Genomic DNA, 16,083 nt, shown 5'->3' on the forward strand with positions numbered 1-16,083 from the left:
GGAGGGAACACGTATGAACATTCGTGCCCAACGCGTCGCAGAGCAGATGCGTAAAGAGATTACAGATATCTTGCTCCGTGAAGTCAACGACCCACGTACGAAGAACGCTACAATTACAAGCGTCGATGTGACGGGAGATTTGCAGCAAGCGACAGCCTACTACACGGTGCTCGGAGACGACGCCGAAGTGAAGGCTGAGACGCAAGCTGGTCTCGATAAGGCGAGCGCATTTATTCGCCGCGAGATCGGGAGCCGCATTCGTCTTCGGAAAACGCCAGAATTGTCGTTCGAATACGATTCATCGGTCGCATATGGTAGCCATATCGATTCATTGATTCGTGACTTAAATCGGAACGACCAATAAATTGAAGGGGGGACTCGCGTCTCCCCTTTTTTGATGGGAGGAATCCAGATGGGACCAACAGGTGTATTGATTTTAGATAAAGACAGCGGCATGACGAGCCACGACTGCGTGTTCAAGCTCCGTAAATTGTTCCAAACGAAGAAAGTCGGTCATACCGGCACGCTCGACCCCGAAGTGACCGGTGTCCTGCCGATCTGTCTCGGCCGGGCGACAAAGCTGTCACGTTTTCTGACCGATGAAGGCAAACGGTACGCCGCCGAGATTACAATCGGGACGGCGACGATGACCGAGGATGCCTATGGCGAGGTCGTCGAGACGCGCGAAGTCGGTCCGGAGGCGTTCACTGCTGCAGACATCGATCGCGTCCTCGAGACGTTGATAGGAAAGATTGAGCAAATCCCACCGTACTTCTCTGCCGTCAAAGTGAACGGCAAGAAATTGTACGAATACGCCCGAAAAGGTCAGACGGTGGAACGACCGCGCCGTATCGTCGAGATTCATCGCCTCGTCCGGACGAATGACCCGGTCATCGAAGACGGGGTCTGCCGTTTCCGTGTCGACGTCGAGTGTGGCAAAGGCACATTCATTCGGACGCTCGCCGTCCAAATCGGGGAGCGTCTCGGCTATCCGGCTCATATGAGCGACCTGCGGCGGACGAGGTCTGGTTCGTTCGAGGAGACGGCCGCTGTCACGTTGCAACAACTCGCCGACTTCGAGACAGTCGAGGAACGCATGAACCACCTCATCCCGCTCGAAGAGGTCATCAAACGTTGGCCTGCCATGACGATTCCGGCCAATCGGGAGCGGTATATTCGAAACGGGGGGCGTTTGAACGACGTCTCGCTCGAATTTGAACTGTTTACTGTCTATAATGAAGAAGGAATTCCACTTGCCCTCTATCGACGGCTTGACGGAACAACAGACGCAAATGTCGAGGTCATGTTGACCATCGACTAAAGGGGAGATTGAAGTATGGAAACGATCCATCTGACGTATCCTGAGACACCAGACCTGGTCCCTTCGGTCATGGTGCTCGGATTTTTCGACGGCGTCCACACCGGACATCAGGCCGTGATTCGGCATGCACAGGCGCAAGCGAAACAGCTCGATGTACCCGTGACCGTGATCACGTTCGACCCGCACCCGAAACAAGTGCTCTCAAACAAACCGGATGCGGTCCGTTATATCACACCGCTCCAGCGGAAATTGAACCGAATTGCCGGACTCGGTGTCGAACGGTGTATCGTCATCACGTTCACGAAAGAGTTGGCGAGCCTGTCACCGCAACAATTCGTGGATGACTATTTGATCGGTGCCGGTGCGGTCCACGTGACGGCAGGATTCGACTACTCGTATGGTAAATTCGGTGAGGGGACGATGGAGACGCTGCCGTATCATGCGCGTGGTCGCTTCACGACCTCGGTCGTCGCCGAGCAGACGAGCGGCGGCGAAAAAGTGTCGTCGACACGGATTCGTCAATTGCTCGGTGCCGGAGACGTCGATGTGGCGAGCGAATTGCTCGGTACGCCGTACGTCATCTGCGGGGAAGTCATCCACGGCGACGCCCGGGGCCGGACGATCGGCTACCCGACGGCGAACGTCGTCATGGACGCCTCGTACGTCATGCCGCGTCTCGGTGTCTACGCGACGCGTGTACGGCTTCAGGACGGCCGGACGTTCGACGCGATGACGAACGTCGGGCGGCGGCCGACGTTTTATGCGACCGGTGACGTCTCGATCGAGAGCCACTTGTTCGATTTCTCAGAGGATCTATACGGGCAACTGATCGAGATCGAATGGATGCATTACTTGCGTGACGAGCGGGCGTTCGACGGGCTCGACGCACTCATCGCTCAACTCAAGCAAGATGAGACAGCCGCCCGGGCAATCCTGTCTTGACTTTGAATGGGTGGTACGGTATCCTAATTTGGTACGCAAAGTACACCGCTTCGCTTGGCTGGACGATTCACCAACGACGGCTCGGCAACGCGGCAATTTTCTATTAAATGGAGGTGGAGAGGCAATGGCACTCTCAAAAGAACGTAAAAACGAAATCATCGCGGAATACGCGACAAAACAAGGTGACACTGGTTCACCGGAAGTTCAAGTTGCAGTATTGACTGAACAAATCAACACTTTGAACGATCATCTTCGTACACACAAGAAAGACCACCACTCACGTCGCGGTCTTTTGAAAATGGTTGGACGTCGCCGCAACTTGCTTACGTACCTTCGTAACAAGGACGTTACACGTTACCGTGAATTGATTCAACGCCTTGGTCTCCGTCGTTAATCCGAACGGACCATGTGACGGACTGGGACACTTGTTCCTAGTCCGTTTCTTCTTTTTTGGGAGGAAAATCATTAGACATTCATATGAATGAGTTACATAATAAACTAGATAAGGTTTGAGAGGAGAATGTTCATGTTAGGTACGAAACAAGTCTTTTCTACTGAATGGGGCGGTCGTCCGCTATCTGTAGAAGTCGGGCAACTTGCGAAACAAGCAAACGGCTCGGCACTCGTCCGTTATGGGGACACGGTCGTGCTCGCCACGGTCACAGCATCGAAAGCGCCGAAGGATTTAGATTTCTTCCCGCTCACGGTCAACTATGAAGAAAAATTATACTCGGTCGGTAAAATCCCAGGAGGTTTCCTCCGTCGGGAAGGACGTCCTGGAGAGAACGCGATTTTGACATCACGTCTCATCGACCGTCCGATCCGTCCGCTTTTCCCTGACGGATTCCGTCACGATATTCAAGTCATGATCTACGTCATGTCGAACGATCCAGACTGCTCGGCTGAAATGGCCGGTATGCTTGGAACGTCGATCGCACTCTCGATTTCGGACATCCCGTTCGACGGGCCGATCGCCGGAGCGACAGTCGGACGTGTCAACGGTGAGTTCGTCGTCAACCCGACGACAGCTCAACTCGAACAGACGGACCTTGAGCTCCAAGTCGCCGGAACAGCAACTGCGATCAACATGGTTGAAGCAGGCGCGAACGAAGTACCGGAAGACGTCATGCTCGAGTCAATCTTGTTCGGTCACGAAGAGATCAAGAAATTGGTCGCGTTCCAAACAGAGATCGTCGAAGCTGTCGGGAAACCGAAGTTCGAATATACGGTATCGAAGTTTGACGACGCTTTGTCGGCTGAGCTCGAAGCAGCACGTCCAGAAATCAACGCCGCGGTTCAAGTCGAAGAGAAGCATGCACGTGACGCAGCAATCAACGAAGTGATTGCCAAATACGTAGCTGCATACGAAGAATCACTCGCTGACGAACCGGCCAAGTTGAAAGAAGTATCTGGCATCTTGAACAAGTTCGTCAAAGACGAAGTCCGCCGTTTGATCACGGTCGACAAAGTTCGTCCGGACGGTCGTCGCCCGGAAGTCATCCGCCCGCTCGCATCAGAAACGGGCTTGTTGCCACGCGCCCACGGCGTTGGGTTGTTCACACGTGGACAAACACAAGTCATGTCGGTCGCGACACTCGGCGTCATCGGAGATGCTCAAATCATCGACGGCATCGGGTTAGAAGAGAACAAGCGCTTCATGCACCACTATAACTTCCCGCCGTTCTCGGTCGGAGAAGCTCGTCCGGTGCGTGCGCCAGGTCGTCGTGAAATCGGTCACGGTGCCCTAGGAGAACGTGCACTTCTTCCAATCATCCCGAAAGAAGCCGACTTCCCGTACACGATTCGTCTCGTCTCGGAAGTACTCGAGTCGAACGGTTCGAGTTCACAGGCCTCAATCTGTGGTTCGACACTCGCCCTCATGGACGCAGGTGTGCCGATCAAGGCACCAGTTGCCGGGATCGCAATGGGTCTCATCATGGAAGGCGAACACTATACGGTCCTCACTGACATCCAAGGTCTCGAAGATCATCTCGGAGACATGGACTTCAAAGTAGCAGGAACGAAAGACGGGATCACGGCGCTCCAAATGGACATCAAAATTGCCGGGATCACGCGTGAGATCTTGGAAGAGGCACTCGAACAAGCACGTTCAGGCCGTCTCCATATCTTGAACCATATGCTTGAGACGCTCGACGCACCGCGTCCGCAGTTGTCGAAGTATGCACCGAAAATCGTGACGATGACGATCAATCCGGACAAGATCCGCGACGTGATCGGACCGGGCGGGAAGATGATTAACAGCATCATCGACCAAACGGGTGTCAAAATCGATATCGAGCAAGACGGTACAGTCTTCATCGCGTCGACCGATCAAGAAGGCATCGACATGGCGATGGCGCTCATCGGCGACATCGTCCGCGAAGTCGTCGTCGGCGAAGAGTTCGATGCGACGGTTCGTCGTATTGAGAAATTCGGCGCTTTCGTTGAGTTGTTCAAAGGCAAGGACGCGCTCGTCCACGTCTCTGAGTTCAGTCTTGATCGCGTCGCGAACGTCGAAGACGTCGTTAAACTCGGTGATACAATTAAAGTCCGCGTAACGGAAATCGATGACAAAGGCCGAGTCAATGCCTCGCACAAAGTGCTCATCCTTGAAGGATTGTCACCGGAAGAACGCGAAGCATATGAAGCGAAACGTAAAGCGCAGCGCGAGAGCCGTCCACCACGTGACAGCCGTCCGCCGCGTCGTGACGGAGACCGTCGTCCGCCACGCCCGACAAACTAATCATGATGGCCATCGTCTGGTGCGATGGCCTTTTTCATAGGAGTGATAACATGGAATGGATCACATTAGACAACGGCGTCCGCATCGTGATTGAACCGATGGCGGATGTCCGCAGCACGTCGACCGGTGTCTTTATCAAAGCCGGCACTCGGACCGAAGATATGACCGAGATCGGCATCAGCCACTTGATTGAACATATGCTATTCAAAGGAACAAAGACGAGAACGGCAAAAGAGATCGCGTCGTTCTTTGATGAACTTGGCGGAAGCGTGAACGCGTTCACGTCAAAAGATCATACGTGCTATTACGTGAAGACGCTTGACGAGCACGCGGTCATCGCCTTCGACGCGCTCGCCGACATGCTATTCGATTCGTTGTTTGATGAGACGGAGCTCGAGAAAGAAAAGCGGGTCGTCTTAGAAGAGATTAAAATGTATGAGGACACCCCGGAAGATCTCGTCCACGAGCTGCTCGCGAAAGCCGTCTATAAGGACGACATCCTCTCCGAACCGATTCTCGGGACGGAAGCGAGCGTCCTCGGACTATCTCGGGAGCAGTTGCTCCGCTACGTCGCTTCGACGTATACAGGCAACCGTGTCGTCGTCTCAATCGCCGGCCACGTGCCGCAAGAGTTGGTCGAGGCGGTCACGAGAAGGTTTGCCGACCTTCCATCAGGGGAATCACCGAAAGAATCGACGACGCCGATCTTGTATAGCGACGTGGTGAAGAAACAGAAAGAGACGGAGCAAGCGCACCTGTGCTGGAACTTCGAGGCGATTGCCGCCAAAGACGATCGATTGCCGCATTTAGCCTTGTTGAACAATGCGATCGGGGCGACGATGTCGTCACGGCTGTTCCAGTCGATTCGAGAAGAGCAAGGCCTCGCCTACTCGATCTACTCGTACTATACGACGTTCGACGACCACGGGACGTTCACCATTTATATCGGAACGTCACTAGAAACGCTCGCGCAAGTCGAGACGATCATGACGCGTGAGCTCGAAACGTTAAAAGCGGATGGGCTGTCCGATGAGGAAGTCGAGAAAGGGAAACGACAACTGAAAGGGTCGCTCGTCCTTGGGAACGAGAGCACGAGCGCACGGATGAACCGCAACGGGCGCAACCTCGTCCTGCTCGATGAAGTCGAGGATTTGAACGAAGTGCTCGACAAAGTTGATCGCATTGAAACGCGTGACGTCAACACCCTCATCAATGAGGTGCTCGGCCACGCCCCTGCCAAATCATATGTCCTTCCGTCCGAAGACTGACTTGAAACCGAATTGTAAGTTCTCTACACTGATTAAGAGGTATTCTTTACTTTGGACAGGAACAGGTGAAAGAAGGGAAAGACTTGAACTTAACGGATTTAGCTAACCACATACAATTGATTAATCAACCAAACCTACAAGGCATCACGGTGACCCATGTGACGACCGACTCGCGTGAAGTCGTCCCAGGGACGCTGTTCGTCGCCATTAAAGGCTATACGGTCGACGGTCACGACTACGCTGATTTAGCAGTCACTAAAGGCGCAGTCGCCGTCGTCAGTGAACGGCCACTCTCTTTGAGTGTGCCGAACTTGATCGTGCGTGACAGCACGCGTACGGTCGGTCTATTGGCGTCCGCGTTCTATCAATATCCGTCTGAGCAGATGCGTCTGTTCGGGATCACGGGAACGAACGGCAAGACGACGACGACGACCATTTTACGTGATGTTCTCACCGAGCTCGGACATAGCACCGGCTTGATCGGCACGGTCGAGGTACGCATTAACGATACGGTCGTCCCGAGCAAAAACACGACACCGCAAAGCTCTGAGCTGCAACAGTTGCTCGCCCGGATGCACGAAGAAGGCGTCACCGATGTGATGATGGAAGTGTCATCGCACGGACTCGAACTCGGTCGTGTCATCGGTACGGACTTCGATATCGTCGGCTTCACGAACTTGACGCATGACCATCTCGATTTCCATGGTACGTTCGAAAACTATGCGCGGGCGAAAGGCTTATTGTTCGCTCAACTCGGACAGATGGCGTCGCGTCACAAAGTTGCCGTGTTGAACGCGGATGATTCGTACAGCAAGCTGTACGAGACGATGACGGGCGCCCGAGTGATCACGTATGCAATCGACGAGATGGCCGATGTGACGGCATCAGATATCGTTCAGACGCTGTCAGAGACGAGTTTTAGCCTCAACTACCAAGGGGAGAGTCATCCGTTGACCGTTCAATTCATCGGCCGGTTCAACGTGTACAACATCTTGCTCGCGACCGGGTGTTTGATCGCTGCCGGCTATCGTTTGCCCGAGATCGTTCAGGCACTCGAGTCGATTCATCCTGCCAAAGGGCGGATGCAACGTCTCGACGTACCAGGGTATAACGTCTATGCGGACTATGCGCATACACCGGACGGCATCGAGCAATGCTTGAAATCACTCGTCGGTGTCCCGAAAGAGAAGATTGTGTTCTTGATCGGTACAGGCGGGAACCGTGACGTTACGAAGCGGCCGACGATGGGAGAGATGGCCTCGAAATATGCGGGGACGGTCGTCATCACGACGGATGACCCGCGTTTTGAAGCGTACGACTCGATCACGAGCGGAATCGCCGCCGGGATGACCCACGACAATTTCGTCGAGATTGGGGACCGGGAAGAGGCTGTCCGTTATGCGGCCCGGTTGGCCGAACCAGACAATATCGTCGTCTTGGCCGGAAAAGGGCATGAGAAATATCAAATCATCGGTAATGAGAAAATTCCGCTAGATGAAGAAGCAATCGTCCGAGCGACAATTTTGAAGACGGAGGAAATATGATTTATGGCAGTACAACCGATCACCTTGACAGAGGAAGAGCATGACGATTTCGTCAAAACACACGACCGTGGGGACTTGCTTCAGCTTTCGAGTTGGGCCGACGTCAAACGACAAAACGGCTGGTTCGCCGAGCGGGTCGCCGTCGCGAACGATGGGGTGACGAGCGGGGTGGCGTTACTCTTATTCAAACGTGTACCGAAGCTCCCGTTCACACTCTGCTATGCGCCACGCGGCTTCGTCGTCGACTATGACGATGTGGCTTCTTTACGGGCATTGACCGAGGAGGCGAAGCGGGTCGCCAAGGCGAACAAAGCGATCGTCGTGAAAATCGATCCGAATATCGATCGAGATGAAGTGCCAGGTCTATTGACCGAGATGGCGAGTCTCGGCTTCGCCCATAAAGGATACGGCGGTGGGTTTGATTACGCCCAACCGCGGTTCACGATGGAGACGGATTTACGCCCGAGCGAGAAAGACATCTTCGGCAAATTCCATCATAAATTCCGCTATAACGTTCGTTTGGCCGAACGGAAAGGGATCGTCTGCACGGAAGTCGGGCGCGACGGGCTTAAGACGTTCGCCGACTTGATGAAAGTGACGGGCGAGCGTGACGGTTTTGCCATTCGTGGACTTGACTATTTCGAGAACCTATACGATTGTCTGCAACCTGATGACGCCCGTTTGTTCTTGACGAAACTCGAGCCGAAACTCGCACTCGACCAACAGATGGCCACACTCGAAAAAGCGGAGCGTGACCTTGGGAAAATCGAACGGTCACTCGAGACGGAAACGGTCGAGAAGAAACGGACGAGCTTGTTGAACCGTCAAAAGCAGACACGTGAGCAAATCGAGAAGATTCAAGCCGCGTTACCTGAACTGACGGAGTTACACGAGAAATACCCGAACGGTCTCGTCTTGTCGGGCGGTCTGTTGACGCTGGCCGGACGACGCTCGTATTATCTGTACGGGGCATCCTCGAACGAGTTTCGTGAGTTCATGCCGAACCACCTCATGCAATGGACGATGATGCAAGCAGCCAAGGCGAGCGGGGCCGAACGCTACGATTTCGGTGGCGTATCGGGTAGCACGGAGCCTGATGACGAGTATGCAGGGCTTTATGCGTTCAAGTCGGGCTGGGGAAGCGATTTGATCGAGAAAGTCGGCGAGTTCGACCTCGTCTTGAATCGTCCGCTCTATTTCGCCCTCGAGACGGGATTACCGCTCGTCAAAGGACTCCGTAAACGGTTGCGCCGATGAAATGGACCGGCGTTTTGACGTTCGCGATGACGGCGTTTTTAGTCGGAATCTTTTTAGCGTACACGTTGTCACGTCCGGGCCCGATGCCATGGGTCGATGAACCCACATTTGAAACGGGAATGTGTGAACGCAACCCGGGCTCGGAAGATGTCGTCGTCGAGCGAAGTGAAAAGGCGTTCGCGAAGCTTCATCCGCACGTCCGCGAGCGGAGCGAGTCGTTCGTGCGCCTGGCCTACTCTTGCCTCGGCCTCGAGGTCCGTCTGACGTCGGGGTATCGGTCGGCCGATGAGCAGAACGCGCTCTATGCCCAAGGGCGCTCGAAACCGGGACAAGTCGTGACGAACGCCAAGGCGGGACAAAGTTACCATAACTATGGGCTCGCCGTCGATTTCGTCATCATCCACAATAACCGTGCCGATTACAATCTCGAGTCGGACCACAACCGATCGGACGAACCCGATTGGCAAGAGTTAGGAGAACTCGGCAAAGCACTCGGCTTCGAATGGGGCGGGGATTGGAGAAGTTTTCCGGATTACCCGCATTTACAAATGGACTTCGGCTTGTCGATTCGCCAACTCGCTTCCGGGAAACGTCCGGACGACAAAGCGACGATGCCACTCGCCGATGTGATGAAACCTCTCGTCAATTGAACGGAAATGTTGGCATATCAGCAGTTTTCCGATACAATATTCAGTAGCGATAAGTGGACGAAACAGAATATGCAACATCTAGGAGGTTTTTGTTAGTGTCAAAGAAGAAGACAGAGAACGTTAGCGTCTTTGCTCTTGGAGGCGTAGGCGAAATCGGGAAGAACATGTACGTCGTGGAACTAGACGACGACATCTTCGTCATCGATGCCGGCCTTATGTTTCCAGGCGATGAGATGCTCGGGATTGATATTGTCATCCCAGACATTACGTATTTAAAAGAAAATAAAGATCGGGTACGCGCGATTTTCATCACCCATGGTCACGAAGACCATATCGGTGGGCTCAGCTATGTACTCCGTGATTTGAAGCACGTTCCCGTGTATGGGACGAAATTGACGCTCGGTTTAATCGAGCTCAAATTGAAAGAGGCGGGCTTGTTAAAAGAAGTCGACCTCCGATTGATTGACGCCAAAACGAAATTGACTATCGCTGATCATTTCATCACTTTCTTCCGCGTCAACCACTCAATCCCGGACTGTGTCGGTGTCTGCATTCAAACGTCACAAGGCGCCATCGTACACACGGGCGACTTTAAGTTTGATTACACGCCAGTCGATGGGAAACAGTCGGACTTTAACAAGTTGGCAGCCATCGGCCAACGCGGCGTCCTCTGCTTATTGTCAGATTCGACGAATGCGGAACGCCCTGGCCAAACTGGTTCGGAGTCGCTCGTCGGCGCCGAGTTGAACGATGTCATCTATCAAGCTGAGGGCCGCGTCATCGTCGCCTCTTTCGCTTCGAACGTGCACCGTCTTCAACAAGTGTTCGCGGCAGCCGAGGCGAACGACCGCAAAGTCGCCGTCGTCGGTCGCAGCATGGTCAATATCGTCGAAGTGGCGCAGAAGCTCAACTACCTTCGCTTCAAGCCGAAGACGCTCGTCGAGCTGTCGCAAGTGAATCGCTTGCCTGACAACAAAGTCGTCATCTTGACGACCGGTTCGCAAGGCGAGCCGATGGCGGCCTTGACGCGCATGGCGCGCAACGCCCATAAGCAAGTGAACATCCGCTTGAACGACACGGTCGTCATCGCGGCGACACCGATTCCTGGCAACGAGAAGTCCGTCTCGAAGACGATCGACCTTTTGTTCCGCTCAGGAGCGAACGTCATCTATAACCAACGGAAAGTACACGTCTCGGGACACGGTTCGGCCGAAGAGCTCAAGCTCATGCTGAACCTCGTCAAACCGAAGTACTTCCTTCCGATTCACGGAGAATACCGGATGCAGATGGCCCACTCGAAACTCGCCGAGCAAGTCGGTGTGAAATCGAACAACATCTTCATCGTCGAAAAAGGGGATGTGGTCGAGTTCACGGGACGTAAAGCTCGGATGAGCCGGAAAGTACCGGCCGGCAACGTCTTGATCGATGGGATTGGCGTTGGGGACGTCGGGAACATCGTCCTCCGTGACCGTCGTCTCTTGTCACAAGACGGTGTCGTCCTCTGTGTCGTCACGTTGAACCGGAAACAGAAGAAATTGATTTCAGGACCTGAACTCATCTCGCGCGGATTCGTCTATATGCGTGAATCCGAAGAGATGATCTCAGAAGCGAACCGCATCGTCACGAAACAGATCGAGAAGAGTCTCCAGGCTGGAAGTGATTGGACCGAGTTGAAATCAAATATCCGCGAGCGGCTCAGCGTCTACTTGTTCGAACAGACGAAACGTCGTCCGATGATCTTGCCGATCATCATGGAGATTTAAGGAATTGAGATTGAGGCAAAAGTCATCAGACTTTTGCCTCGTTTTTTTAGGAGGAATCTAAGGTGGCACAAAAATCGAGAAAAACTCCGGCGAAGCGGAAGCGACCGACGACAAGGCGTGCGAAAAAACAGCCAATCCCACTACGTACATATGGCTGGGTCATGTTCGTCATGTCGATCACGGCGTTCATCTTCTCCTTGTTCGACTTCGGTTGGGTCGGGAATCAGACGTCACTCCTCGCGACGACGTTATTCGGAGGCTGGGGGGCACTCACGTATTTGGCAATCGCATTCACGTTGCTCGTCTTTTTAAACGAATTTCGTCCGATGCAACGGACGGGCATCCTGTTCCTGTTCGTCTCGTTTCTCATGTTCGGAGATTTGGTATGGGGAGCGGAACGAGGGACGATTAACGGGGCGCTGTATCAGCTCAACCAATACTTGCTCTCCGACTTTGGGATCATCTTTTTAGGCGTGCTATGCATGATCATCGGGATCTCGCTCTTATCGCCAACGATTTGGCGGACGATCGGGTCGCGCCTGCTCGAAACCGGTACGGCCATCAAACAAGAGTGGCACGACCGGGAGCGGGTCAAACCGGCTCCGGTGTCCAATCGGAAGAAGGCGGTTTCGGCACCGGCAAAAGTTGAATCGAAGCCGGTCGAAGCCGAGCCTGAAGCAGACGCGGTGACGATGCATGACATCCCGATTGTCGGGTTCAGCGAGAAAGTCGTCGCCGAGAAACGTCCGAAAACGGAAGAAGTGGCCTCGACGGAGGAAGTGACGGAGCTACCGACCGAGGACATGATGATGACGGCGTCACAAGACGTGTCGGACACGTATGAATTGCCGACGTTCACCATCCTCAGCGAACCGGTCGTGACCGACCTGTCCGGCGAGAACGCCCGTCTGAAAGCAAATGCGACAAAACTCGTCCAAACGCTCAAATCGTTCGGCGTCGGTGTGAAGGTGTTAAAGATTCATCTTGGTCCGACCGTGACGAAATATGAACTGCAACCGGATATCGGGGTCAAAGTGAGCCGCATCACGTCGCTCAGCGATGACCTTGCCCTTGCGCTTGCCGCCAAAGATATCCGGATCGAGGCACCGATCCCAGGAAAGGCCGCCATCGGGATTGAAGTGCCGAACCAGGAAGTGGCCCCGGTCTGTCTCCGTGAAGTGCTCGAGGCCGATCCGGTCAAGCGGGAGCAGTCGCCGCTCCTCGTCGCCCTTGGGCGCAGCATCAGTGGCGAGACGGTGACGATCGCCTTGAACAAGATGCCGCATTTGCTCGTCGCCGGGTCGACCGGTTCCGGGAAATCGGTCTGTATCAACGGCATGATCGTGTCGCTCTTGATGCGGACTCGTCCTGATGAAGTCCGGCTCATGATGATCGATCCGAAAATGGTCGAGTTGAACGTCTATAACGGCGTCCCGCACTTGCTGACGCCGGTCGTGACGGATCCGAAGAAAGCCGCCCAAGCACTCAAACAAGTTGTCGCCGAGATGGAACGACGCTATGAGTTGTTCAGCCGTTATGGTGTGCGGAACATCGAAGGGTATAACGAACTCGTCGATAAATCGGACGATGAAGACGCCAAACGTCTGCCGTTCATCGTCGTCATCGTCGATGAGCTCGCCGATTTGATGATGGTCGCCTCGAACGACGTCGAGGACGCGATCATGCGTCTTGCCCAGATGGCACGGGCGGCCGGCATCCACATGGTGCTCGCCACCCAGCGTCCGTCTGTCGACGTCATTACCGGCGTCATCAAAGCGAACATCCCGTCCCGCATCGCGTTCGCCGTCTCGTCGCAGACGGATTCACGGACGATCCTTGACGGGGGAGGTGCTGAGAAGTTGCTCGGCCGGGGTGACATGCTCATGCTCGCCAACGGGATGAACAAACCGATCCGTGTGCAAGGTGCGTTCGTGTCCGACCAAGAAGTCGAAACGGTCGTCAATCATGTCATCGCCCAGCAACGGGCCCAATACGTCGAGGCGATGATGCCGAAAGAAGAAGAGGTCACGACCATTGATTCGGACGATTCATTGTTCGAAGAAGTCGTTCAATTCATCTTGACGCAAGAGACGGCGTCCACTTCGATGATTCAACGAAGATTCCGCATCGGTTATAACCGGGCAGCCCGCTTGATCGATTCACTCGAACAAGCCGGATATGTCGGGCCGTCAGAAGGCTCGAAGCCGCGGAAAGTGCTCATTAACCAAACCGAGGGTTAAAAAATAAAACGAACGACTAGGTATAACAAATCCTAATCGTTCGTTTTTTATCTAATCTCAGATAATCCGGTTCAAACGTGACGATCGGGGTCGACGTCATGTTGGGACGAACTAATATAGCACATCTGACCTATTTGATTCATTAGGACATACTACTAAAAATGTTGAACCGCTTTCATTTTTTAATACCGTTTTCATTTTACGTTTTCTTTTCAAAGCCTGCCAGAACAGGTAATATAGACTATGAAGTGTACATAATCCCTTCACTTTAAAATATTTCCCTGATTCCGAACAAAAAGTATTGCGTTCTATTTCTCGAATCCCTATACTTAATATTGGCAAGGACATTCATACGTCAGATGTCTGAGCACTGGTAAGAAATAGGTAAAGGTGGTGAGGCCCATGTCGATCAAGCTCGATCATCGCTTGCTCTATCTTCGCGTGATTGAGAAAATCAAGCAAGATATCGACGATGGTGTCTATCGTGAAGGAGAGAAACTTCCTTCAGAATTCGAGTTATCGAAGCAACTAGGAGTCAGTCGAGCGACACTCCGGGAAGCACTTCGTATTCTCGAAGACGAGAAATTTGTCGTGCGGAAACATGGCGTCGGGACATTCATCAGTTCAAAACCCCCGTTTACTTCAGGGATCGAAGAGCTGTTCAGCGTCACGGACATGATCATGCGCGCCAAAATGACACCAGGAACGAAAGTGTTGGTGGCCGAAAAGGTTCTAGCGACCGAGAGAGAAGCCGAGCGTTTAAAAATCGAACCGAACTCACCGATTTATCGGATCGTCCGGATTCGATATGCGGATGAGACACCAGTCGTCTACTGTGTCGATAAAATCCCAGCCCATCTCGTCTCGAATCCGAAGGCGTTGACGGAAGGAAAGTCATTGTTTGATGCGCTCGAAAAAGAGGTAGGACGTCGGGTCGCATATGCGATCACGCACATCGAACCGAGTGTGAACGCTGAAATTTCGACGCAACTTCAAACGGACCAACCGTTACTGGCATTGAAACAATTGCATTACGATGAGAGCGACTTACCGCTGCTCGATTCGGCGAACTTTTTCCGAGCGGACCGCTTCGACTTCCACGTCGTTCGCAAACGCGTCTAAGCACGTTCGTTTTATCCGGAAACGGTTATTTTTGGGAAACAGCGTGAAAGCGCTTTCTTATACCGGTGTAAAGACTACTGATGACATGACAACCTTAATTGTTATAATCCGAAAGGGGAAACACGACGATGAACAAGAAAAAAACGATTCTCTCAGCTTTAGCAGCAGGTCTCACACTCTCAACAGTACTCGCAGCATGTGGCGGGGATGACAATGAAGGTGCTTCAAACAACGAAGGCGGCGGCGAAGGTAGCGACTTCAAAGTAGCGATGGTAACCGATACTGGCGGTGTCGATGATAAATCGTTCAACCAATCAGCTTGGGAAGGTCTTACGAAGTTCGGGAAAGACAACAGCTTGACTGAAAACGAAGGCTTCAAATATCTTCAATCATCGAAACAAGCGGACTACCAGCCGAACTTGCAGCAATTGGCACGCGATAACTTCGACTTGATTTACGGAATCGGCTTCTTGATGGGCGAAGATATCCAAAAAGTTGCTGAACAGTTCCCAGACAACAACTTCGCGCTCGTCGATATGGTCGTTGATGCACCGAACGTCGCATCAATCACGTTCAAAGAGCAAGAAGGTTCGTTCCTCGTCGGTGTTGTCGCTGGTCTTACTACGAAAACTGACAAAGTTGGATTCGTCGGCGGCGTTGAGTCTGACTTGATCAAGAAGTTCGAGAACGGTTATAAAGCTGGCGTCATGGCCGTTAACCCGGATGCGACAATCGACGTGAAGTACGCTGAAGACTTCAACTCAGCTGAAAAAGGTACAGCAATCGCTTCAGGTATGTACGGAGCAGGTTCTGATATCGTGTACCACGCAGCAGGCGGTACTGGGGTTGGCGTATTCACAGAAGCGAAAAACCGTAAGAAGAACGGCGAAGATGTATGGGTCATCGGTGTTGACCGTGACCAATACGAAGAAGGTCTTCCAGAAAACGTAACGCTTACTTCAATGGTCAAACGTGTTGACACGGCTACTTACGAAGTATCGAAACTTGCGATGGAAGATAAGTTCCCAGCAGGCGAAATCGTTGAGTTCTCGTTGAAAGATGATGGCGTAGGGATTGCTGAGACTTCGGATAAGAACGTTTCAGCTGACGTCCTCGCAAAAGTTGAAGAGTACCGCACACAGTTGATCGACGGAGACATCACGGCTCCAGCGACTGACGCTGAGTTCGAAGAGTTCATGAAAACAGTAAAATAATTCATTGAGTTAGGGGGGA

13 protein-coding genes are annotated in these 16,083 nt (G+C 53.1%); all 13 read left to right on the plus strand.

What is annotated here, in order from left to right; translation table 11 throughout:
• The first annotated feature begins 13 nt into the window (after positions 1 to 13).
• Positions 14 to 364 (plus strand): 30S ribosome-binding factor RbfA, encoded by a 351-nt coding sequence (gene rbfA / locus KNP06_RS04315; protein ID WP_034777282.1) that lies wholly within the window; start codon positions 14 to 16, stop codon positions 362 to 364.
• Positions 365 to 412: 48 nt separating this feature from the next.
• Complete coding sequence (truB, locus tag KNP06_RS04320; protein WP_214710614.1) at positions 413 to 1,321, plus strand: tRNA pseudouridine(55) synthase TruB; 909 nt, start codon at positions 413 to 415, stop codon at positions 1,319 to 1,321.
• A gap of 15 nt (positions 1,322 to 1,336) precedes the next feature.
• The gene (locus KNP06_RS04325; RefSeq protein ID WP_034777286.1) at positions 1,337 to 2,263 is read left to right on the plus strand and encodes a bifunctional riboflavin kinase/FAD synthetase; all 927 of its coding nucleotides are present in this window, start codon (positions 1,337 to 1,339) and stop codon (positions 2,261 to 2,263) included.
• A gap of 124 nt (positions 2,264 to 2,387) precedes the next feature.
• A complete protein-coding gene (gene rpsO, locus KNP06_RS04330; RefSeq protein ID WP_015881433.1) occupies positions 2,388 to 2,657 on the plus strand; it encodes a 30S ribosomal protein S15 in 270 nt (89 codons plus the stop codon).
• A gap of 132 nt (positions 2,658 to 2,789) precedes the next feature.
• Positions 2,790 to 5,006, plus strand: coding sequence for a polyribonucleotide nucleotidyltransferase (gene pnp, locus KNP06_RS04335; protein ID WP_138859580.1), 2,217 nt, complete (start codon positions 2,790 to 2,792; stop codon positions 5,004 to 5,006).
• A 50-nt stretch (positions 5,007 to 5,056) separates the two neighbouring features.
• Positions 5,057 to 6,274, plus strand: coding sequence for a M16 family metallopeptidase (locus tag KNP06_RS04340; RefSeq protein ID WP_214787937.1), 1,218 nt, complete (start codon positions 5,057 to 5,059; stop codon positions 6,272 to 6,274).
• Between the two features lie 83 nt (positions 6,275 to 6,357).
• Positions 6,358 to 7,818, plus strand: a complete 1,461-nt coding sequence (locus tag KNP06_RS04345; RefSeq protein ID WP_034779828.1) for a UDP-N-acetylmuramoyl-L-alanyl-D-glutamate--2,6-diaminopimelate ligase — start codon at positions 6,358 to 6,360, stop codon at positions 7,816 to 7,818.
• A gap of 3 nt (positions 7,819 to 7,821) precedes the next feature.
• Positions 7,822 to 9,075 carry a lipid II:glycine glycyltransferase FemX gene (locus tag KNP06_RS04350; RefSeq protein WP_214710616.1) on the plus strand — a complete coding sequence of 418 codons (1,254 nt, stop codon included), beginning with the start codon at positions 7,822 to 7,824 and terminating at the stop codon, positions 9,073 to 9,075.
• Entirely contained in the window at positions 9,072 to 9,725 is a 654-nt protein-coding gene (locus tag KNP06_RS04355; RefSeq protein WP_138859577.1) for a M15 family metallopeptidase, read from the plus strand. The genes KNP06_RS04350 and KNP06_RS04355 overlap by 4 nt, the downstream gene beginning before the upstream one ends.
• Before the next feature lie 95 nt (positions 9,726 to 9,820).
• On the plus strand, positions 9,821 to 11,488 hold the full coding sequence (locus KNP06_RS04360) for a ribonuclease J (protein WP_034777292.1): 1,668 nt from the start codon (positions 9,821 to 9,823) through the stop codon (positions 11,486 to 11,488).
• A gap of 62 nt (positions 11,489 to 11,550) precedes the next feature.
• Positions 11,551 to 13,728, plus strand: a complete 2,178-nt coding sequence (locus tag KNP06_RS04365; protein WP_214787940.1) for a DNA translocase FtsK — start codon at positions 11,551 to 11,553, stop codon at positions 13,726 to 13,728.
• Positions 13,729 to 14,130: 402 nt separating this feature from the next.
• On the plus strand, positions 14,131 to 14,850 hold the full coding sequence (locus tag KNP06_RS04370; protein WP_034777294.1) for a GntR family transcriptional regulator: 720 nt from the start codon (positions 14,131 to 14,133) through the stop codon (positions 14,848 to 14,850).
• Between the two features lie 128 nt (positions 14,851 to 14,978).
• Positions 14,979 to 16,064 (plus strand): BMP family lipoprotein, encoded by a 1,086-nt coding sequence (locus tag KNP06_RS04375; protein WP_214787943.1) that lies wholly within the window; start codon positions 14,979 to 14,981, stop codon positions 16,062 to 16,064.
• Positions 16,065 to 16,083: the final 19 nt, after the last annotated feature.

The organism is Exiguobacterium sp. s21 (assembly GCF_018617975.1).
Taxonomy (GTDB): Bacteria; Bacillota; Bacilli; order Exiguobacteriales; family Exiguobacteriaceae; genus Exiguobacterium; species Exiguobacterium mexicanum_A.